Origin of the sequence: Streptomyces sp. NBC_01341 (genome assembly GCF_035946055.1) — a bacterium.
Taxonomy (GTDB): Bacteria; Actinomycetota; Actinomycetes; order Streptomycetales; family Streptomycetaceae; genus Streptomyces.
Genome location: NZ_CP108364.1, coordinates 6933867 through 6956060, shown reverse-complemented (window position 1 = coordinate 6956060; position 22194 = coordinate 6933867). Strand labels below are relative to the sequence as shown.

Here is a 22194-nt window from a genome sequence, read left to right as displayed (position 1 = left end):
CCCGGCCGAGCGGCTTCCAGCTCGCACTGCGCCCGGTCACGCGTATGATTCCGGCGTCCTGGTTGCCCGTCACCGGGACGCGGAGAGCAGGGCAGGAAGAGGGAGGTAGGTGTACGTGAGGGCGGAGGAGAGTTGGTCTCGCGTCATGAGACTTCTGCGGGAACACGCGCCGGCCGACTACGCCGATCTGCCTGGGCCGGCCGCGGAGTCGACGCTTGAATCCGCTGAGCGACGGATGAACATCAGCCTCCCTCAGGAGCTGCGCGCCTGGCTGCTCCTCAACAACCTGGATCCCGACGAGGAAGACTTCGACGAAGATGTCGCGTGTTCCGGATTCCCCGGCTTCCCGGACGAATCCCACTTCTTTCTGGGGATCCGGTCGATGGAGCAGCTCTACGGCAATCACGCGATGCCCGGCGGGATCAATCCTCCGGATCAGCGGGAGAATCCGTTCTGGCGCAATGAGTGGGTCCCCTTCCTGTCGGACCAGGACGGCTGGGCGGGAAATTTCGTCGACGTGCGAGACGGACGAGTCGGCAGTTGGCGCGTGGGTGAGATCACCTCCACGGGCGAGTACGAGTCACTGGCCGACTTCTTCGACTCCGTGGCACATACGCTGACCAAGATCGCCGCCGGTGACCATCCGATCTGCTCAGTGGCCGACGGGCGACTCGTCTGGATGTGAGAAGTGCCCCCCGATCGGATCGGGGGGCACTTCTCACCGTGGACTTACGGTGCCGGCGGAGTGAATCCGTCGAGGTCGACCCAGTAGCCGTCGTCCTCCATCAGACGTTGTTCCTTGATGAAGTCACCGAAGGGGCGCATCGACTGGGTGTTCTGCCAGTTCGACATCGAGGACCGGCCGCAGGGCTCCTTCCACGTCGGCGCCGTCGCGTTTGGACGCAGGTGGAGCGTCATGGAGTCGTCGGCAGCTCATCGGCTCATGTCACGCGGCGGTGCCACGCAGGCGGCATCGCGCGTCGGCGTGATGATCAGGCGCAAGGCGAGGAAGGCGTGTCCACGGCGAAGACGTAACCGCCCTTCCAGTTGATGAGATTCGACGTGCCGGCCTCGTTCTTCATGAGTGCGGTGATGGTGACGCACCGGCCGCCGGCGGCCTGCGTGCTGCTGCGCACTGGACCCGCGTACGAGGAGAAGTTCCCACTGTCGCGCTCGCCCGCGCTCGGGGTGTCCCCGGGGTACATCCGCAGATCCATGAAGTTGGCGCCGCCGGGAGTGTTGTTGTCCAGGATCGCGCAGGCGCTGTTGCCCTTCATGTAGAAGAACAGGGTGCCGTAACGCTTGTCGGCGTTCGGGAGCGCCTTGGCGTCCACGAACTCGTAGCCGTCGCCGCAAACGGTCGCCGAGGCGAGGACGGACGCCTCGTTGGCGGCTGCGAAGGCACGGGCAGGCGCGCCTGCCTTGGCCGAGACCGCCGGAGCGGCTTCGGCTGCGGTGGCCGCGGGCGCGGAGACACCGACGGCGGCCAGTGCCGTCACGGCCACGCACGCACGCACCAGCTGGAAACGAACAGAAAGCATGATTCTCCCCCGTGGATGAAAGCTGTCCCTCCCTCCAGGTGCGGAGTGAAGGCGGGGTGACGTTAGCCATTTCGGTTCTTCACAGGCAAGTGGTCCATACCTAGGCCTCCCTGACCGTGTGTCACAAACTGTTGAAGACGCGTTCACCGTCAAGTACCTGCGAAGAGTTTGCCCGATATGCCTTCCGTTCGGCGCGGCTGGGCCGTGACCCTCCGTGCAACCGTGACTCGCGTCACAATGTGACGCGTTCGCCCTTGGGAGCGTCCGAACCCGGTCTTCACAGCCGTACCACCCGAACTCGCCGCAACAGCAGACCACCCCACCCTTTTCGCAGGTCAGCGGCGAGATTCGGGGTAGACCACGCACAGGCGCCGACGATTCCACCATGCGGAAGAGTCGGAAAGAGGCGGAAGACGTCGTCGCCCGTCTCCAGCGGCAGACATCGCCGCCCGCACCGCCCCGGCTCATCCACGCCGCTCTGCCTGGGTGAGGCCGGGGGCGGGGGGCAGCCACGCCGTGTGCCGCTCGCACGTGCGGGGCGAGCGACGCCCGACGTAAGCGGGTTAAATGATGAGGTGACCGTCATCGACGGCCGAGCAAGCAGTGCCCGGCCCGGGGTCGGTTCCGGAAGGGGTTCCGTATGACTTTGCGTCCGGCACTGTCTCGTGGCTCGAGGGTGCGGCGGGCCGTCTGGCCCGTCCCGCTTCTGACGTTCTCGCTGGTGGCGGCAGGCCTCGGCGTCGCTCACACCTCACAGGCCATGCCGACGGATGCCGCGTCGGCACGCAGGGCTCCGCAGGCCGCGACGTGCGTCGACACGGTCTTCGCAGCGATGAGCGGGCCACAACGCGTCGGCCAGCTCTTCATGGGGGGCGTCAACGCCTCGAAGCCTGATCAGAAGCGAATCGCGGTACTGCGCAAATATCACGTCGGGGCTGTGTTCCTGGCCGGACGCAGCAAGTCCGGCACCAAGGCGACCAAGTCCCTGGCCGACAGTCTTCAGGCGAAGGCCGACACCGCCGGCGGACATCGGGTGGGCCTGCTGGTCTCCACCGATCAGGAGGGGGGCCAGGTCCAGGTGCTGTCCGGCCCGGGGTTCTCGACCATACCGAGCGGACTCACGCAGGGAACCTGGTCCACATCGAAACTCCGCGGTTCGGCCGCCACCTGGGCGAAGCAGCTCAAGGCCGCAGGCGTGAACCTGAACCTCGCACCCGTCGCCGATGTGGTGCCGTCCAGCCTGGGCAAGAACAACGCTCCGATCGGCAGGTACGACCGCGAGTACGGTCACTCCGCCGCGACCGTCGCCCCCCACAGCACCGCCTTCGCCGAGGGCTTCGCTCAGGCCGACGTGCTGGCCACGCTCAAGCACTTCCCGGGACTGGGGTACGTCCGCGGCAACACCGACACCACGGCGAAGGTGGTGGACTCGGTGACCACCAGGAACAGCGCGAGCATCGCGCCGTTCCGTTCGGGGATCAAGGCGCATGCCCCGTTCGTCATGATCTCGCTTGCCACGTACAGCAAGATCGACCCGAAGCACAGGGCGGTGTTCTCCCCCACGGTGATTCAGGAGATGCTGCGCAAGTCCCTCGGCTTCACCGGAGTCGTGATCTCGGACGACCTCGGCAACGCGGTGGCGGTCAAGTCCGTACCGCCCGCTGACCGCGCCGTGAAGTTCCTGTCCGCCGGCGGCGACCAGGTCCTGACCGTCGAGCCGAACCTGGTGCCGGCCATGGCCAAGGCCGTGCAGACCCGGATGGCCGCGGACGCGGCCTTCCGCGCCAAGGTGGACAAGAGCGTCCATCGAATTCTCGCCGCGAAGCAGAAAGCCGGCGTGCTGCGCTGCAGCTGAGCTCCGGGTGACCTCGACCCCGGCCGCCAGGAGTGACACCGCACGCCGCGGCGTGCGGTGTCACCGCCGGCCGCGTCAGAGGGACACGCGCATCAGGTGGATCGCCGTGCTCGCCCAGTCCCCCGCCGGCAGTTCGAGCGGCAGCCCGTGCTCCATCAGCACCGTCGCGTGGTGCGTCACGCCGGTCGCCACGTCCCGGTAGACCGCCGCCGGGTCGAGACCGGCGAGATGTACGGGGAACTCCGGCCGCCCCCGGCGCGGCGCCCGCTGCCAGGCGAGCACCAGGGCCTCCGCACGGTCGGGCGAGGTGTACTGCACGACCGTGGGCCCGTCGTCGACGGGACCACGCAGCCTGTGCTGGACGCCGTGCTGCACCAGATGACGGACCCGCTTGTAGGCTCCGACCAATGCGGCACCCTCGGCGATCTCCTCGTCCGACCAGCGGGTGAGGTCACCGCCGACGGCCAGGAGCCCGGCCGTCGCCACGTGGAACCGGAAGGCCAGCGGCACCGTGCGTGCCGTGAGTTCATTGGGTACGTCGGTGACCCACGCGGCCATCGTCGACGCGGGGTAGAGCTGGCCGTAGCCGTGCTGGATCGCGATGCGGTCGGCCGCGTCGGTGTTGTCCGAGGGCCACACCTGATCGGTGCGGGAGAGGATCCCGAGGTCCACGCGACCGCCGCCGCCGCTGCACGCCTCGATGCGGAGCCGGGGGTGGTCGGCGCGCAGCCGGTCGATGACGCCGTAGAGGTTGTGGACGTATGTGCTCCACAGGCGGTCGTCGCCGTCGGGGCCGGACGGGCCCGCCTCGCTGAACGGCCGGTTCATGTCCCACTTGAGGAAGTCGATGCCGTTGTCGGCGACCAGCGCGGTGAGCCACGTGTACGCCCAGTCGGCGACGTCGTCCCGGGCGAAGTTGAGCACGAGCTGGTTGCGCAGTTCGGTACGCGTGCGGTGCGGGAAGTGCAGGACCCAGTCGGGATGGGCGCGGTAGAGGTCGCTGTCGGCGTTGACCATCTCCGGTTCGACCCAGAGGCCGAAGAGCATGCCGAGACGGTGCACCTCGTCGACCAACGGGCCGAGGCCGTGCGGAAACCGGTCCGGGGACGGGGTCCAGTCGCCGAGGCCGGCCCGGTCGCTGCGCCGGGCGCCGAACCAGCCGTCGTCCATGACGTACAGCTCGGCCCCCAGCTGGGCGGCTCGTGCCGCGAGGGCCATCTGGCGCTTCTCGTCGATGTCGAAGCCGGTGGCTTCCCAGGAGTTGTAGAGGACGGGACGCGTCTCGTCCGGGTGCGGCACGACGTGTGCACGGGTGTAGGCGTGCCACGCACGGCTCGCGGCGCCGAAGCCGCCCTCGGTGCGGAGCCCGGCGAAGCACGGAGTGGTGTGCGTCTCGCCGGGTGCCAGACGCAGGGCCGTCGAGTCATGTCCCGCACCGCCGGTGAAGCCCGCCCGGCCGTCGGAGGTGCGTTGCGCGGTGATGCGCCAACTGCCGCTCCAGGCGAGGGCGGCGCTCCACACCTCGCCGTGCTCCTCGCTCGCGTCGCCGTCGTCCAGCATGACCCACGGGTTCGTGTGGTGGCTGGAGATCCCGCGCCGGCTGGTCAGCACGGTCTCGCCGAACGGCAGTGCCTCGCGGCGGAGTTGTGTCTCCGCCGCCCACTGGCCGGTGACGTGGCTGATCCGGTGGTCGCAGCGCGGCGGCAGGGTCCATGCGGCCGAGTCGGCACGCAGCAGGACGATGTCGTCCGTCCCGGTGTTGAGCAGGGACGTCCAGCGCTCGATCACGTCGCTGTCCTCGTGCACCCGGTAGTGCAGCACGATGCCGAATCCGTAGTGGCGGTCGCGGAAGACGAGGTCCAACTCCGCTGCGCCATTGGGTGTTTCGCGGATGTCGTGACGGACCGGCATCCATTCGACGGCGCGTGTTCCGTCGGCGAACCGGACCTGGAGCGACGGCACTCCGTAGCGGGCACCGCCGGCGACGGGCAGTTCCTCGCCGACCGGCGGGCGGCCCTCGAAGCTGCTGACCTCGCGGTCGAGCGCCTGTGGCCGGGCAGCGATCTCCCGCGCCTCGTCCAGGGTCAGCCTGCCGCCCCAGGCCACGTGGCAGGGTGCGCCGGTGCTGTCGATCCGCACCGCGTACGAGGTGTGCGGAGTGTTGAGCAACCACAGGCGGACGTCCGGGGCGTAGGAGATCTGGGGCATGGACGTCCTCACGTTCGGGGGCAGCACTGTGACGGCAGGTAGCCAATCCGCCCTTCGATCCATTGTCAAGTGCCTGCTTGCGAGCAACTTTCGCTCGATAAGGGGGTGATCAACTGCTGTTTCGCAGGAGTCCTGCTTTTTTTATTGACAGAGGAAATTAAGTCACCTACGTTTCCGGCCATGTCAACGACCGACCAGGTGGAGGCGTTTCCGGCGGCCACTCCCGCCGCGTCCCTGATCTTCACCACCGTGCTCTCGCAGGGTCCGCTCTCCCGTGTGGAGCTCTCCCGGCGCACCGGCCTCTCCTCGGCCGCGGTCACCAAGGCCGTACGACCTCTCATGGCGGCCGGCTACTTCGTCGAGGCCGTCGACGACAGCGCCCCGCCCGCCGTAGGGCGGCCGGCCAACCCGGTCCGTGTGGACGGCGGCAGGGCCTTGTTCATCGGTGTGAAGGTGACGGCCGACGAGGTGATCGCGGTCCTGGCGGACCTGTGCTGCCGCATCCGGCTGGCGCGCCATGTGCCTCTCACCGGCCGTGAGCCCGACTCGGTGATCGCCCTGATCACGGAACTGACGGCGGAGCTGAGGACGGAGGCCGAGGGATTCGGTGTCTCGGTCCAGGGGCTCGCGATCGCCATGTCCGGGGACGTGGACCGGGCGGCGGGAGTCGTCCGCTACTCGCCCTTCCTCGACTGGCGTGACGTCGCGCTCGCCGAGCTCGCGGCGGCGGCCACCGGGCTGCCCACCACCGTCGACAACGACGTACGCGCGCTGACGGTCGCCGAGCAGTGGTTCGGCGCCGGAGTGGGGCTGTCCGACTTCGCCCTGGTCACCGTCGGCGCCGGAATCGGCTGCGGCCTGGTGGTCAACGGGCGGGTGGTCTCGGGGGCCCACGGCATCGCCGGGGAGATCGGGCATCTGCCCATCGATCCCCGTGGGCCGCTGTGCCACTGCGGCAACCAGGGCTGCGTCGAGGCGATCGCCTCCGACTGGGCCATCGTGCGGCGGATCCGGCAGGACACGGGCGAGCCGGTCACCGGCCCGGCACAGGCGCTCGAGCTGGCGCACGGCGGTAGTCCCGAGGCCCGCGAGGCGTACGCGGACGCCGGTGCGGCGATCGGCCGGGCGATCGGCACGGTGGTCAACCTTCTCGGCCCGGAGCGCGTGATCATCTCGGGCGAAGGACTCGCGGCTTACGACCTGTTCGCCGCCCAGATCAAGGAAGCGTTCTCCGCGACCGCTTTCAGTACAGCCGATCAGTGCGACGTGGTCACACGTCCGCTGCCGTTCGAGGAGTGGGCGCGCGGGGCCGCGGCCACCGCGATCCAGACCTTCACAGGGTCAGACACCATCCAGGAGAAGCGATGACGCAGCAGAGCCGCATACCCGCCACCGGCGGTCCGAGACGACGCAGCGTCGTCAACGGAATGATGGGCGTAGGAGCAGCCGCCCTCGCCGGGCCCGCCCTGACGGCCTGTGGAGGTCCTCCCGCCGGTGACCCGAAGAGCGTGACGTTCGGATCCAACGGCGCCGACGCCACGCCCAAGAAGGCGTACGCGGCCGTGACCAAGGCCTTCACCGGGAAGACCGAGCTGAAGGTGAAGACCAACACGGTCGATCACGACACCTTCCAGAAGAGCATCTCGAGCTACCTGCAGGGCACCCCGGACGACACGTTCACCTGGTTCGCCGGCTACCGCATGCAGTACTTCGCGGAGAAGAAGCTCGCCGCCCCCGTCGACGACGTGTGGGAGACCATCGGCTCCGGATACAGCGAGGCGGCCAAGCAGCTCTCCAAGGGCACCGACGGCAAGTACTACTTCGTTCCGCTGTACAACTACCCGTGGGCCGTCTTCTACCGGAAGAGCGTCTTCAAGGAGCGCGGTTACACGGCGCCGGCCACCTGGTCGCAGTTCGTCGCGCTGGCCAAGAAGATGAAGAAGGACGGGCTCTCGCCCATCGCGTCGGGCTACGGCGGCGGCGACAGCTGGTCCATCCTCGGCGCCTTCGACTACCTGAACCTGCGCGCCAACGGCTACGACTTCCACATGGACCTGATGCACGGCGGCGTCGCCTGGAGCGACAAGCGCATGAGCAGGGTCCTGGACCTGTGGCGCGAGATCGCCCCGTACTACCAGCCGGGCGCCGGTGGCCGCTCGTGGCAGGACGCGGCGCAGTCGCTCCTCGAGAAGAAGTCCGGCATGGCCGTCATCGGACTCTTCCTCGGCCAGCAGATCACCGACCCGGCGCTGCGTGACGACATCGACTTCTTCCCGTTCCCGGAGATCGACCCGGCGCACGGCATGGACAGCGTCGAGGCCCCCACCGACGGCTTCATGCTCAGCCGCAGCCCGAAGAACCCCGAAGGGGCAAGGAAGTTCCTCGAGTTCCTCGGCAGCCCCGAGGCGGAGAACATCTACATGGGTGTCGACCCGAGCAATGTCGCGGTCCACAGCAAGGCTGACACCAGCAAGTACAACGCGCTGCAGAAGAAGTCGGCCGAACTGATCGGTGCGGCCAAGCACATCACCCAGTTCAGCGACCGGGACAGCGACCCGGGGTTCATCTCCACCGTCGTGCTGCCCGGGCTGACGCAGTGGCTCAGCCATCCCGACGACGGGACGGCGACGCTGAAGAAGATCGAGTCCCAGCGCGCCCGCTTCTTCTCCGGCTGACCCGCTCCCGATTCCCGAGCCGCCACCCCGACGACCCGCCCGAGGGACGCCCACCCCTATGACTTCCACACTCGAAGCACCGGAGGAGCCGGTCACGCCGGCCGCTCGCCGGTCGCCGGCCCGACCGGGCAGGCCGCGCAGGCTGAGTCTGCGCGACAGGCTGTTCCTCGGCGTCATCGTCGGTGTGCCGCTGCTGGCCCTGCTGATCTTCGTCTGGCTGCCCGCACTCGCCTCCTTCGCTCTCTCCTTCACCAGTTGGGACGGCATCTCGCTCTCCGACGTCGACTGGATCGGCTGGGAGAACTACAGCGAGATCTTCACCAACTACCCGCCGTTCTGGCCTGCCGTCCAGCACAACGTGATCTGGCTGCTGTTCACCGCGCTGCTGCCCACACCGTTCGGCATATTCCTCGCGTACCAGCTCGACCGGAAGATCCGTTTCACCCGGATCTACCAGACCGCGATCTTCCTGCCCATGGTGCTGTCGCTGGCGGTGGTCGGTCTCATCTGGGAGATCATCTACAACCCGGACAACGGTCTGCTGAACGGCATCATCGGCGCTGTCTCCCCGGGCACCCACATCGACTGGCTGTCCGACCCCGACCTCAATCTGTGGGCGGTGCTCGTCGCGTCCGCGTGGCGCCACACCGGCTACATCATGATCCTCTACCTGGCCGGGCTCAAGGGCTTCGATCCCGCGCTCAAGGAGGCCGCCGCGCTCGACGGCGCCAACGGCCGTCAGACGTTCCTGCGCGTGGTCTTCCCCGCGCTGAAGCCGGTCAACATCGTCATCCTCGTCGTCACGGCCATGGAGTCGCTGCGCGCCTTCGACATCGTGTACGTCCTGGGCGGCGGCATCGGCAGCAAGCCAGGCATGGAACTGCTCTCCCTCCTCATCACCGACAACATCGTCGGCGAGACCAGCCATATCGGCTACGGCTCGGCGATCGCGGTGATCATGCTGCTGGTCTCACTGACCGCCATCTGCACCTTCCTCGTACAGAACTTCCGCAAGGACAAGGAGGAGGAGTGACCGCGACCGCCACACCTCCGGCCGCCCCGCCACGGGCGCCTCACGGCACACCCGACGCGAAGCGGTCACGCCCCCGCCGCCAGACCGGCCGGCATCTGTTCCTCGCCGGCGTCTCCCTGCTCTGGCTGATCCCACTGCTGTGGGCGATGTACACCTCGCTGCGGCCTTACGAGGACACCGCCGCGAACGGCTACCTGTCCTGGCCCCGCAGTCTCAGCCTGCAGAACTTCAGCGACGCCTGGGCGCAGTCGGGCCTCGTGCACTTCTTCTGGAACTCGGTGCTGGTGACCGTGCCGGCCGTCCTCGGCACGCTGTTCTTCTCCGCCGCGGTCGCCTTCTACGTCTCGCGCTTCGACTTCCGCTGGAACATCGCGCTGCTGATGCTGTTCACCGCGGGCAACCTGCTCCCCGCCCAGGTGCTCATCACCCCGCTGTACCGGCTGTACCTCCAGTGGAACCTGCCCGGTTTCCTGAGCGACTCGTACCTGCTCTACAACTCCTACTGGGGCATCATCGCCATCCACATCGCCTATCAGTGCGGCTTCTGCACCTTCGTGCTGAGCAACTACATGAAGACGATCCCCAAGGAGATCACCGAGGCCGCACTGGTGGACGGCGCCCCCGTCTGGCGCCAGTTCTTCCAGATCGTGCTGCCCCTGTGCCGCCCGGCGTTCGCCGCTCTCGCGACGCTGGAGTCCATCTGGATCTACAACGACTTCTTCTGGCCGCTCGTCCTGATCGAGACCGGCGACAAGCGTCCCGTCACCTCGGCACTCGCGAGCCTGCAGGGCGAGTACTTCACCAATCCCAACCTCATCGCGGCCGGCGCGCTGATGACCGCCATCCCCACGCTGATCGTGTACTTCGCACTGCAGCGCCAGTTCATCAGCGGCCTGACGATCGGTTCGGGCAAGTAGCCGCGTTCCCCACCCGCACCTCCCCTCTTCACCGGACAGCAGGAGGCCATTTCCCCATGCGCCCATCCACCCGCACCGCCGCGAGAACCGTGCGCGCAGCGCTCGTCCTCGCCGTCACCGCAGGCCTCGCCGTCGCCGCGCCGGCGTCGGCCCAGGGCCGAGCAGAGACCGACAGCCAGGTGCCCGCGGTCAAGGAAGCCGCCACCGGCACGACGGCCACCGCCGAGAAGCCGTTCATGGGCTGGAGCAGCTGGAGCCTTCAGACCACCTCGTATCCGGGGGTCAACACCAAGGGCAGCTACAGCTACCTGACCGAAGAGAACGTCAACAAGCAGACGGACGCCCTCGCGTCCAAGCTGAAGAAGTTCGGCTACGAGTACGTCAACATCGACGCCGGCTGGTGGCGCGGCTGGGACTGGGCCCCGGAGTTCGACGAGTACGGGCGCCAGAAGGCGGACACGGAACGCTTCCCGAGCGGGATGAAGGCCGTCGCGGACCGTATTCACGGCAAGGGCCTGAAAGCCGGCATCTACCTCCCCGTGGGCCTGGAGAAGGAGGGCTACGGCGAGGGCAAGCTGCGGATCTGGAACACCGACGACTGCACCACCGGGGACATCGTCTACAGCGACCTGCGGACGACCAACGGCTGGGACAGCTCGTACAAGATCGACTTCTCGAAGCCGTGCGCACAGAAGTACGTCGACTCCCAGGCGCAGCTCATCGCGGACTGGGGGTACGACTTCCTCAAGCTCGACGGTGTGGGCCCCGGCTCGTTCAAGAGCGGTGACAACTACGACAACCGCGCCGACGTCGCCGCCTGGCAGAAGGCGATCAAGGGCGCAGGGCGGCCCGTCCACCTCGAGATCTCGTGGTCGCTCGACATCGGCCACGCCAAGGACTGGCAGGCCACGTCCAACGGGTGGCGTGTCGACACGGACGTCGAGTGCTACTGCAACACGCTGGTGTCGTGGGAGAACTCGGTCGAGGACCGCTGGCGTGACACGCCCGGGTGGACCCGGTACGCCGGTCCCGGTGGCTGGAACGACCTGGACTCGATCAACGTCGGCAACGCGGCCATGAGCGGTCTGACCAAGGCGGAGCGTCAGAGCTACATGACGCTCTGGGCGATCGCCAAGTCCCCTCTGTACAGCGGCGACGACCTGACCAAGCTGGACGACTACGGTCTGTCGCTGATGACCAACCGCGACGTGCTGGCGATCAACCAGCAGCCGGGCCGGCCCGCGAAGCCGGTGACCTCGGTGGGCGACGAGCAGGTCTGGGCCTCCCAGAACCCGGACGGCAGCTACACCGTCGCGCTGTTCAACCAGGGTGACTCGCCTTCGCCGGTGACCGCGGACTGGCAGGCTCTCGGCTTCACGGGACAGGCCTCCGTGCGTGACGTGTGGAACCGCGAGTCCCTCGGCCGCTACAAGGACGGCATCACCCAGGCCGTCCCCGCGCACGGCTCACGGCTGTTCACCGTGACCCCGCAGGTCCCCGGCCTCCGGACCACGGCGTACGAGGCCGAGTCCCCGGCCAACGTGCTGTCCGGCAACGCGTCGGTCGCCGGCTGTGACGAGTGCTCGGGCGGCAAGAAGGTCGGCAACCTCTACGTCGGCGGCGCGGTGCAGTTCACCGATGTCGTCGTCGCCAAGGCGGGCCGTTACCTGGTCAAGGTCGCCTACACCTCGGGCGACCCGCGGTCGGTCGGTGTCTCCGCCAACGGCAAGGCGCCCGTCGCCACCGCCTTCCCCGCCACCGGTGGCTGGTCGGCGGTCGACTCGATCAGCGTGCCGGTCACACTGAAGGCGGGCAGCAACACCCTCACCTTCGACAGCGGCGACGGGTACGCGCCCGACATCGACAAGATCGACGTGCCGCGCGTCTGACCCCGCCGCGTACGAGCACGTCCCGGGGGCGCACCGATCGCGGCGCGCCCCCGGCCCCTGCTTCCGCCAGGTTCCGGTACCACGGCGCGTTCTCCGGCCCGGTCCGGCACGACGGAGCCGTTCGCCTGCCGGTACGCCACACGGCACCCTCTTCCGTCCGTGCCCCGGCGCACCGCACACTCCCAACCGGTCGGGGCCGCTTTGCCGCAGTGGCTCCGGAGCGGGCCACGCGTCCGCATGCCGCCGGCACCGGCCGCACCACTCCGTGCCCCTCATTCCACGCCTTCCTCGTCTCCGCGCCCTCCCGTCCGCGTACCCGCATGTCCGCAGGAATGGAGTTTCCCCGTGTACGACCAGCAGCAGAACAGACCCGTGCAGACCGGTCCCGGCGACGGCCCGGACCCCACCCGGCGCCGTGTGCTCTCCCTCGCCGCCGGCGTCGGCGCGCTCACCGCGCTCGGCGGCCTGCCCGCGTTCGCGGTGACCGCTCCCCCGCAGCGCCCGGCGGTCTCCCCCATGCTCGCCGACGGCGAGGGCTCCACGACCCGGATGTGGTACCGCGCCCCGGCGGGTGGGACGACGATGCTCGAGCGGGCCCTGCCCGTCGGCAACGGCCGGCTCGGCGCGCTCGTCGGCAACGACCCCGGCCATGAACTCCTCTTCGTCTCCGACGCCACACTGTGGACCGGCGGGATCAACGACAAGCTGGAGTCGGACGGTCAGTTCCCCTACGGACGCGCCGACTTCGGCAGCCTCACCCAGCTGGCACATGTGACGGTCGAGATCCCTGACCATGATCTCGGATCGGTCAACGGCTTCCGCCGTGAGCTGGACGTCGAGCAGGGACTGGTCCTCTCCGGATACACCAGGTCGGGCGTCACCTACGAGCGCCGCGTCTTCGCCAGCCACCCCGACGATGTGATCGTCGTCCACTTCTCGCAGCGCGGCGGCGGCCACTACACCGGAATGATCTCGCTCGACGGCACGCACGGCGAGAAGACATCTGCGGACGCGAAGAAGGACAGCCTGTTCTTCGGCGCACAGTTCGCGAACGGGCTGCGCTACGGCGCCGCCGTCACCGCACGCAGCAGGAGCGGTTCGGTCACCACCAGCGGCTCGCGCATCGACTTCACCCGGTGCGCCGACCTGACCCTGGTCATCAGCGGTGGATCCAACTACACCCCCGACTCCACCGCCGGCTTCCGCGACCCGGACCTCGATCCGGCGGCGCTCGCCGTGACCAAGGTCCTGGACGCCGCGCGTCTGTCCCCCACCACACTTCTGCACACGCATGTCGCCGACCACCGGGAACAGTTCGGTGGGATGAGCATCTCGCTGGGCACCTCCACGGCGGAGCAGCGGGCCCTCGACACCTGGGAGCGGCTCAAGTACCGGACGCAGCAGGACGTTCCCGACCCCGAACTCGAAGCGCTGTACCTGCAGTTCGGACGGTACCTGATGGTCAGCAGTTCGCGGGACGGCCTTCCGGTCGCCCTCCAGGGTCCGTGGCTGGACGGCAACGATCCGGACTGGATGGGCGACTACCACACCGACGTCAACATCCAGATGAACTACTGGATGGCCGACCGGACGGCACTCTCGCGCAACTTCGACGCCTTCACCGACTACTGCCTCGCGCAGCTTCCGGTCTGGACGGAACTCACCCGGAAGAACTTCAACGATCCCCGCAACCGGTTCCGGAACTCCTCGGGGAGGGTCGCCGGCTGGACCGTGGCGTACTCCACGAACATCCACGGCGGGCTCGGCTGGTGGTGGCACCCGCCGGGCAACGCCTGGCTCTGCAACTCGCTGTGGGAGCACTACGAGTACACGCGGGATCTCGCCCACGTGAAGAGGATCTACCCCTTGCTCAAGGGCGCCTGCGAGTTCTGGGAGACCCGGCTGGTGACCATGACGGTCACGGACGCGGAGACCGGCGGGGAGCGCGAGGTCCTCGTCGCCGACAGCGACTGGTCGCCCGAGCACGGCCCCCAGGACGCGAAGGGCATCACGTACGCGCAGGAGGTGGTCCGCCAGCTGTTCGCCAACTACCGCGAGGCCTGCCGGCTCCTCGGCGAGGACGCCACCTTCGCCAGGACTGTGGCGGGGCTCCAGGAGCGCCTGTACATGCCGGAGGTCAGTCCGAAGACCGGCTGGCTCCAGGAGTGGATGTCCCCCGACAACCTCGGCGAGACCACTCACCGCCATCTCTCACCGCTGATCGGGCTGTTCCCCGGTGACCGCATCCGCCCCGACGCATCGCCGGCGGCCCTGGTGAAGGGTGCTACCGAACTCCTCACCGCCCGTGGCATGGAGAGTTTCGGCTGGGCGAACGCCTGGCGCGCCCTGTGCTGGGCGCGTCTGAAGCACGCGGACAACGCGTACGCGCTGGTCGTCAACAACCTGCGGCCCTCCGTCGACGGCAGCAACGGCAGCTCGATGAACCTCTTCGACATCTACGAGGTCGAGAAGGGCCGAGGTATCTTCCAGATCGAGTCGAACTTCGGCACACCCGCCGCGATGATCGAGATGCTGCTCTATTCGCGGCCCGGGCACATCGAGCTGCTTCCCGCGCTGCCGGACGCGTGGGCACGGTCCGGCTCGGTCACCGGTGTCGGCGCGCGCGGCGGGTTCGTCGTGGACCTGAGCTGGCGGGACGGGAAGGTCCGTGAGGCGAGGATCCGCAGTGTAGGCGGACGCACGACGAAGGTCTCGGCCGGCGGCCGCACACGGGACGTGGACATCCGGCCCGGCGCGGCCGTCACCCTGCGGGACTTCGCGTGAGCGCGCCCGTACGCCGCGCCGTGCGCCTCGGCCTGATCGGCGCACTCACCCTCGCGGTGACTCTCCTTGGGCCGGCCCACGTGCCGTCGGCCGACGCGGCAGCGCCCACGGCCGCACCTCCCGCGAAGTCGGTCGTCACCTGGGCAGCGAGCGCCGACCGTCTGGGGGACGCTTCCGGCGACCGGAGCTACCGGCTCGTCCTGCGGACGAGTGTCGGCGGCAAGGGACTGCGGGTCCGGGTTTCCAACGCCTTCGGCGACCGTCCCCTCGTCATCGGCAGCGCGTACGCCGGGCTGCGCGACAGCGGCGCCCTGCTGCGGCGCGGCAGCAACAAGAGACTCACGTTCGGCGCGGAGCCGTCGGTGACCCTGGCGCCGGGCGAGATCCGCTACAGCGACCCCGTGCCCGGCAAGGTCGCGGCGATGAGCGATCTGGCCGTGAGCCTGTACGTCCGTGACGCAGGCGGCCCGGCGAGCGGGCACGGGATGGCCATGCAGACCTCATACGCCACGAGTGGCGAGCACGCGGCGGAGGAGAGCGGCGGCGCGTACACGGAGCGGCTGGGGTCGTGGTTCTACCTCGACGCGGTCACCGTGGACGCGGACCGGGGCGCCGGTGGCGTGGTGACGCTCGGGGACTCCATCACGGACGGCTGGCAGTCGAGCAGCGACAAGAACCTCCGCTGGCCGGACTATCTGGCCCGACGACTGCACGCTTCCCCGGACAGCACGGTGAAGGGCGTGGCGAACGCGGGGATCTCGGGCAACAAGGTGCTGGCCGACGGCGCCGCGCAGAGCGCCCTCAAGCGGCTCGACCGTGATGTGCTGTCGCTGCCGGGCGCGCGGACCGTCGTGCTGTTCGAGGGCGTCAACGATCTCAAGTCGCACAGCGGCGTTACGGGGGCCGCGCTCATCGCGGGATACCGCGAGATCATCGACCGGTCCCACGCGGCGGGCCTCTGTGTCGTGAGCGCCACCGTCCTGCCGTTCAAGGGCTGGTCGGAGTGGGATCCACAGGGTGAGGCCGTGCGCACCGAGGTGAACGAGTGGATCCGCACGAGCGGGGAGGCGGACGCCGTGGCCGACTTCGACAAGGTGCTGCGCAGCCCGTACGACGCGCAGCGGATCCTGCCGACGTTCGACGGCGGCGACCACCTGCACCCCAACGACAAGGGCATGCAGGCGATGGCCGACTCGGTGGCTCTGACGTCCCTGGAGTGCGGGCGCGGCTGACGGGTGCGACGGCGGGGCGGTCCTCGACGGGCCACGGACGGCGGGAGTCGGTGCTGAGCCCGACGGTCCGTGGCCCGGCGGGGCCGCCCCCGCGTTTCCCGAAGGGCGGGGCGCCCTCCCGCCGCCGCGACCGGTCCAGGGATCCTCAGCGCAGGTGTGCCGTCGCCACGTGGATTCTGAAGACACACGCGAGGTGTCCGTCCGGGTCGGTCAGTTCCGCCGTGCCGGCGAGGAAGCTCTCACGCAAGGTCGTCGCAGCGGCACGATCCAGCGGACCGAGGTCGTACATGCCCGCCAGGGACCCCCACACCTGGTCGGCAGAGCCGCTCAGGTCGATGGGTACGGTCTCCCACTGCGTAGCACCGAAGCCCGCGGTGCCGAGGACCTCGTCCAGTCCTTCACGGGCGCGTGTCCTTCTGTCCCCCAGTGCCGGGACGCGTTGTGCCGCGGGCACCTCGTCGAGCATGGACCGCACCAATGCGCTGAACCGCTCGTACGCCTCGCCCTCGACGCCGCCGCCCAGCACGCAGGCCAGCGCTCCGCCGGGTGACAGAACTCGGGCGACCTCCGCCGCGACCTGCTCGATGTCGGCCATCAGCATCAGCGCCATGTGCGAGACACAGGCGTCGAAGCTGCCGTCGGCGAAGGGCAGGTCCTGGGCTCGCCCTGCTTCCAGCCGCGCTCCGGAGAGGGCGGGCCGGCGTCGTGCCAGCGCCACTTCTTCCGGCGAGAGATCCACTCCGGCGAGCTGTCGGCCCTCGCTCGCGGCCAGGTACTCGAGCAGGAGCCCGTCCCCGCACCCCAGGTCCAGAACACGCCCGCTGCCGGAAACCCGATCGCGCAAAATCTCGTAGCTGGACCTTCCGTCCGGGGCGCGGCCACGACCGAATGCCTCGGCGGTGACCGCCGGGTGCTCGGCGTGAAACGCCTGCAGGAAGGCTTCCTGTGATGCGGTGGTCGTCGTCATCCGTTCAACCTACGACGGCGCCCCGCGGCACGGTGAGGCATCGGCGCACACGGCCTGCGCACGTTCCGGAGCCGCTCGCCGCACCCGTGCCGCCCTGCCGGGCGCGGAACGACCGGGGCAACCATCCGGGCTCCGCTCGGCCACGCACGGCGTGCAGCGCGAAGCCGCGGCACCCTCACCACCCGGTCGGCGCCGGCAGCCCGGACGCCCAGGAGGCGCGCGGTGCCGGACGGGGCTCTCGCCCGGTCCGGCACCGCGCGCCGTGTCACTTCTCGTCGCGCAGCCGGGCCGCCAAGGCGGTCAGCGGCTCGGTCTCCTCGGTGTGGCCCAGGGCGGTCAGGCGGGAGACGGCCGCGTCGAGGCGGGTGAGCGCGGGGGCGGGCCGTTCCAGGTAGATGCCCTCCACGGCGCCCGCGAGGCGGACGCACTCGGCCCACTCGCCGGCGCGGTCCTCCTCCCTTCCGGGCTCGCCGATCAGGGCAAGTGCCTTGTCCAACGCGACCAGTGCCTTCTCGTACTCGCCCGCGTAGGCGTAGACCCGTCCGTGTTCGTAGGCCAGAGCGGTGTCCAGGGAGCGGCCGTGTGCCTCGTAGTCGGCCGCGCGGGCCTCGTCGGCGATCCTGCCGGCGTCGGCGAGACGTTCGAGTGCCTGCTCCAGGCCGTCGGGGCCCTGGTTCTGGGCCTGGAGCCTCGCGAGTTCTCGCAGGCTGTTGCTGACGTGTTCGTAGCGCGGTGCCCGGGCGTGGGCGGCGAGTGCCTGCGCGGCGACCTCCCCGGCCCGGTCGAACTCCCCGGACTCGCCGAGGAGCACGGCTGTCTCCGCGGCGATCATGGCGTGGCTCCCCGGGTCGTCGTCCCAGCCTGCCGACTCGGCGGCCAGGGCCACGAATTCCACGACGGCGGCCTTGAGGTCCTCTCCCGAGTGCAGCGCGCGGGCGCGGGTCAGGCGGAGCTGGGCGACGAGCCGGTCGTCCAGCTCGCCGGCGGCGACGTCCGGCTCGGTCAGGAGGGAGTCGAGCAGAGCGATGCAGTCCTCGACGCGGCCCAGGTCGAGACTGAGCTGTGCCGCGTTGCTGTACGCGCAGTACGCGTCGGTACGGCTGCCGCGGCGCAGTTCCGCCTCAGCCGACCGCGTGAGGTGGCGCAGCGCCTCCTCGGAACGCCCGAGGTGCATGCACGTCTCCGCGAGATCGGCGTGGAGTCGGGCGGTGTCGATGACATCGACCGGCCAGTCGGCGGCCAGTCGCAGTCCCTCGGACAGGTCCGCGTGCGCTGCGGGGGCGTCGCGGAGACCGAGCTGCAGACGGCCGCGCAGTCCGAGCGTACGGGGCAGGTGCCACGCGGGGCCGTGCGTCTTCAGCCGGTGCAGCAACGCGTCGATCTCCGCAACCGCGGCAGGCAGGGCGCCGGAGATGGCATGCGTGCTGGCCCGAAGCATCAGAGCGCCGGAGATCTGTGTGATGTTGTCGTGCCGGGTGGCGAAGGCGTGGAGCAGGTCCACCTCCGCGAACACCGGCGTGACGTGTTCGTCGCTCCCCGACGTCTGGAGGCGCATGCCGAGGGCGGTCGCCCGCAGCCGCAGCAGGCGTGCCTCCTGATGGGGGGCGAGGCCGTCGGTTTCCTCGTGCAGACGGACGACGGCCTCGTGGGCGGCGGTCAGCGCGGCGGCCTTCGCCTCTGCACCGTCGGCACCCTCTACGGGGACCTCCGCCGCGGCGAGCAGGGCGCAGGCCTGGGCGACGGCTGCCTCACCGGGCATCCCGGCGTCCTCGTACAGCCCTGCCGCCTCGGCGTGCAGGTCTGCGGATTCGGCGTACTCGTCCCTCTCCCCGGCCCGGTTCGCCTCGTCGGCCAGCAGGTCCGCGCGCAGACGTACGAGCGGGCCGACGGCCGGGTCGTCGGGGTGGGTGTAGTCCCGGGCGGCGGTGAGTGCGCGCAGCCGCGCCCAGCAGACCTGTGCCTCCGGGTGGCCCTGTTCGTCCAGTTCCCTTGCCCGGGCGACGAGTTCGGGAAGCGCTTCGGGAACGGCGACGGCCGCACGGGCGGCGGGCGCGGCGGCGGGCGCCTCCGCGGCCGCCTCGTCGAGGCTCCGGGTGCGCAGGGTGAGTTCCAGCGCGGCTGTGAGCGGGGCGCGGTCGAGGCGGGCCCTCCGCCGGTCGGTGTGCGCCGAGGTCTCGTTTCGTGCGTCGAACCGGGCGGCGTGGGCGTCGGCGCGGCCGTGCACCTCGGCGCGCAGGCCGGCCACGGTCCAGGTGCGCCCCGCGAATCCGGCGGCGGGCAGGTCACCGTGGCCGAGGTCCTCGACGCGCTGGAGGAGGACTTCCACACCGGTGAGGAAGTCGCACAGGTCGAGCGGTGAGTCGACGTCGTCGAGCAGGCTCCGGTTCTCGGCCAGCAGTTCCAGCCCGCGCGCCTCGTTACCCGTCAGCGCGCAGAACTCCAGGTGGCGGCCGATCTCGCCGGCCATCGAGGGGTTGCGGCGGCAGCGCCGGTAGCCGGCGAGGTGCAGTTCACGGGCCCGGTCGGTCCTGCCGGTCCGCAGCAGGGGCAACAGTGCGTACGAGACGGAGCGGGCGGGCTCCTCCTGACAGGATTCCTTTCCGTCCAGGACGGGTTCCCAGGTCCGCAGCGCACGCTCGTCGTCCCCGGCGGCGAGGTGGAACCGGGCCCGCTCGCAGATCTCGCACGCCTCGCAGTCGCTGAGCGGCGTGCGGGCCCTGCCCGCCCACAGCTCGTAGGCGAGCGTGGTGTCCTCGCCTGCGTGGGCCGCGAGCTGGTAGGCCTGCCCGTAGTAGGGCTGGAGGCCGAAGCCCGCCTTCTCGTACCGTTCACCCATCTCCGTCAGCCACTGGCGCAGGCTGACCAGCGGTATCTCGGGGAGCTGACGAAGGGCGTTGGCCACCCACTTGAACCGCCAGAACAGCGTGTGGCGCAGCCGTTCGTCGAAGACGTCGGGCTGCTCGTCGAACAGGGTGAGCACCCGGGCGAAGACGACGGGCGACTTCCGGGGCTCGGAGCCGTAGGTGTACGCCTCCTGTAGCTCGAACAGCGCGTGCACGAGCGGCACCGGCTCATCGAACCGCTCCGCGGCGTCGACGAGTTCTTCGGCCGTGACGGTGCGCGTGCGCCCGTAGGGAAGCCGGTCGTTCTCCTGGAGTGCCTGGTACAGCTCGTCGGTGGTCTGGGGTGCGGTCGGCATCGTCAGCTGTCCTTGCGGAGGGCGTGGGCGAGAAGGTCGAGGAAGGAGCGGTTGATGAGGCTCGACTCGGAGGGCCTCAGCGGGCGCCGGGACAGCAGCGCGGCCTGCCCGTACAGCGCTTCGGCACTGGTACGTGCCAGCTCGGGCGCGTCGATGGCAACGGCGGTGCGGACCAGCGGGTTGAGCTGGTTGAGGATCAGCTGGGCTCTCGGGGCCTCCTGGCGCAGGGCGCCGAGGATGTCGCCCCACAGGCCGCCGTCCTGCTCACGGGCGAGCTGCGAGCGCGTGCGCTCGTGCCGGGCTTCCCGGCTGTCCATGAGGAGGGCGGGGGCGGACGCGGGCTGGAACGTGCGCAACGCGACGTCGCAGTCGAAGACGGCGAGCGCCTCGCGCGCCAGGGCGAGGTAGGCCGTGGCAGCCAGTTCCGTCTCCCGGTCGACCGGATCCAGGTGGGCCGTGAGGGTCGCCGGATCGAGGTCGGCGACACTGACCTCCGGCCTGATCTCGGGGAGCCGGTGGACCAGTTCGCGGTCGTACGTGTAGCCGCCGTTGACGACGCCGAGCCCGGCGGCCGAAGCGATCGCCGCGACCTGACGGAACTCCTCCACGCTCGACGTCACGAGAACGGTGCGGTGGGCGCGCGCGAACGCGTCGAGGGTGGTGTGCCCGTCCGTGGTCTCGAACGGCAGCCACGGCAGCAGCATCCGCATGATCTCGTTGTCGTGCACCGCGAGCGACTTGACGGCGAGGTGATGGGCCTGGAGGAAACGGGTGAGGAGGTCCGGGTCACTGGCGGCCGCCCGGGCGATCCATGCGCGAAGCCTCTCGGCCAGGGCGTCGCGTACGGCGGCGAGTGTGTCGTCCTCGTACAGTGACTCCCGGGACGCTGTCGGGCGCAGGCTCTCGGCATCGACGACGCACCGGACGAAGAAGGCCCACTCGGGCAGGATCTCCTCGGCCTGTTCGGACAGCAGCATGCCCTTGACGTGCACGCGGTGGCCGTGTCGGCGCCCGGCCGGCACCGCCTCGGGCAGCACGCACGCGATGCCCTTGAGGCCGACTGCGGGCAGATCCAGATCGATGGTGTCCAGCGGCGTGAAGCCGAAGACCTCCTCGCCGTACGCGGCGAGAGCGCGCGAACGCGTCCCCGGCGTCGGGTACGTACGTGCCCACGGGGCGGGCTCGGGGTTGACTGAGGCGCCGGGGCCACCCGTGCCGTCGTCGAAGGTCACCGGGTGGCGCAGCAGGGCCCCGAAGTGCCGTGCCAGTGCGTGCACCTTCGCCGGCCGGGTCCACTCGGCGGCGTCGGCACGCGGCGTCAGCGTGACCGTGGTGCCGGGCCGGGGACGGGCGGACACGGGCAGGGCGCGGATGGTGTAACTGCCGTCGCCACGGCCCCGCCACTCCACAGCGGGTGCGTCGGGGGTGCGGGCGGAGCGGCTCACGACGTGGATCTCGTCCGCGACCAGAAAGCACGAGAGCAGACCGATGCCGAACTGGCCGATGAAGTCGCCACGTTGTTCCGCGATCCGTTCGGCGCGCTTGCTGCTGCGGCCGATCGTGGCGAGGAAGGTGTGCACGTCGGTCTCGGTGAGGCCGACGCCGTCGTCCTCGACACGCACCACCGATCCGTCGGCGTACATGCGGATGCCGAACGCGTCCGCGGGTGCGTCGGGTTCGATACCGTGCCGAGCGGTCAGTGCGTCGACCGCGTTCTGCAGGAGTTCGCGGAGATAGACCCGCGGGCTGGAGTAGAGGTGGTGGGAGAGGAGATCGACGAGGCCGCGCAGATCCACCTGGAAGGTGTGGTCGGCGCCGGCCGGGTTCGTGGCGGTGTCGGGCAGAGTCATCGGGCAGTCCGGAGTGGGAGAGTGGCAGAGGCCGGTGGGCGGGG

At 69.7% G+C, this 22194-nt stretch carries 15 protein-coding genes; 9 read left to right on the top strand and 6 right to left on the bottom strand.

The annotated features are described in order from the left end of the window. Positions 1–145: 145 nt before the first annotated feature. Positions 146–685 carry an SMI1/KNR4 family protein gene (locus tag OG206_RS30650; protein ID WP_327121839.1) on the top strand — a complete coding sequence of 180 codons (540 nt, stop codon included), beginning with the start codon at positions 146–148 and terminating at the stop codon, positions 683–685. Between the two features lie 44 nt (positions 686–729). On the opposite strand, the gene OG206_RS30645 is transcribed toward OG206_RS30650, so the two are convergent. Continuing rightward, positions 730–852, bottom strand: a complete 123-nt coding sequence (locus OG206_RS30645; RefSeq protein ID WP_327121838.1) for a hypothetical protein — start codon at positions 850–852, stop codon at positions 730–732. Between the two features lie 140 nt (positions 853–992). Beyond that, the gene (locus OG206_RS30640; protein ID WP_327121837.1) at positions 993–1541 is read right to left on the bottom strand and encodes a hypothetical protein; all 549 of its coding nucleotides are present in this window, start codon (positions 1539–1541) and stop codon (positions 993–995) included. A gap of 640 nt (positions 1542–2181) precedes the next feature. On the opposite strand from OG206_RS30640, the gene OG206_RS30635 reads away from it, so the two are divergent. Further along, the gene (locus OG206_RS30635) at positions 2182–3396 is read left to right on the top strand and encodes a glycoside hydrolase family 3 N-terminal domain-containing protein (RefSeq protein WP_327121836.1); all 1215 of its coding nucleotides are present in this window, start codon (positions 2182–2184) and stop codon (positions 3394–3396) included. Positions 3397–3471: 75 nt separating this feature from the next. On the opposite strand, the gene OG206_RS30630 is transcribed toward OG206_RS30635, so the two are convergent. Next, the gene (locus OG206_RS30630; protein WP_327121835.1) at positions 3472–5604 is read right to left on the bottom strand and encodes an alpha-galactosidase; all 2133 of its coding nucleotides are present in this window, start codon (positions 5602–5604) and stop codon (positions 3472–3474) included. Between the two features lie 180 nt (positions 5605–5784). Here OG206_RS30630 and OG206_RS30625 point away from each other — a divergent pair, with 180 nt between their 5' ends. The 7 genes from OG206_RS30625 (at position 5785) to OG206_RS30595 (ending at position 16134) form a co-directional block, all read left to right on the top strand. Beyond that, positions 5785–6972: an ROK family transcriptional regulator gene (locus OG206_RS30625; protein ID WP_327121834.1), complete on the top strand. Its 1188-nt coding sequence runs from the start codon at positions 5785–5787 to the stop codon at positions 6970–6972. Beyond that, a complete protein-coding gene (locus OG206_RS30620) occupies positions 6969–8279 on the top strand; it encodes an ABC transporter substrate-binding protein (RefSeq protein ID WP_327121833.1) in 1311 nt (436 codons plus the stop codon). Before OG206_RS30625 ends, OG206_RS30620 begins: the two co-directional genes overlap by 4 nt. Positions 8280–8337: 58 nt before the next feature. After that, on the top strand, positions 8338–9312 hold the full coding sequence (locus OG206_RS30615; RefSeq protein WP_327121832.1) for a carbohydrate ABC transporter permease: 975 nt from the start codon (positions 8338–8340) through the stop codon (positions 9310–9312). Beyond that, positions 9309–10229, top strand: a complete 921-nt coding sequence (locus OG206_RS30610) for a carbohydrate ABC transporter permease (protein ID WP_442805921.1) — start codon at positions 9309–9311, stop codon at positions 10227–10229. Before OG206_RS30615 ends, OG206_RS30610 begins: the two co-directional genes overlap by 4 nt. A 56-nt stretch (positions 10230–10285) precedes the next feature. Continuing rightward, entirely contained in the window at positions 10286–12118 is a 1833-nt protein-coding gene (locus OG206_RS30605; RefSeq protein ID WP_327121831.1) for an alpha-galactosidase D, read from the top strand. Between the two features lie 345 nt (positions 12119–12463). Further along, positions 12464–14902, top strand: coding sequence for a glycosyl hydrolase family 95 catalytic domain-containing protein (locus OG206_RS30600; RefSeq protein WP_327121830.1), 2439 nt, complete (start codon positions 12464–12466; stop codon positions 14900–14902). Then, a complete protein-coding gene (locus OG206_RS30595) occupies positions 14899–16134 on the top strand; it encodes an SGNH/GDSL hydrolase family protein (RefSeq protein WP_442805920.1) in 1236 nt (411 codons plus the stop codon). Before OG206_RS30600 ends, OG206_RS30595 begins: the two co-directional genes overlap by 4 nt. Before the next feature lie 145 nt (positions 16135–16279). Here OG206_RS30595 and OG206_RS30590 read toward each other — a convergent pair whose 3' ends face one another. The 3 genes from OG206_RS30590 to OG206_RS30580 all read right to left on the bottom strand — a co-directional run bounded on the left by OG206_RS30590 (position 16280) and on the right by OG206_RS30580 (position 22150). Continuing rightward, positions 16280–17101, bottom strand: a complete 822-nt coding sequence (locus OG206_RS30590) for a class I SAM-dependent methyltransferase (RefSeq protein WP_327121829.1) — start codon at positions 17099–17101, stop codon at positions 16280–16282. 265 nt (positions 17102–17366) lie between these two features. After that, on the bottom strand, positions 17367–20300 hold the full coding sequence (locus tag OG206_RS30585) for a hypothetical protein (protein ID WP_327121828.1): 2934 nt from the start codon (positions 20298–20300) through the stop codon (positions 17367–17369). A gap of 2 nt (positions 20301–20302) precedes the next feature. Then, a complete protein-coding gene (locus tag OG206_RS30580; protein ID WP_327121827.1) occupies positions 20303–22150 on the bottom strand; it encodes an HSP90 family protein in 1848 nt (615 codons plus the stop codon). Between the last annotated feature and the right edge of the window lie 44 nt (positions 22151–22194).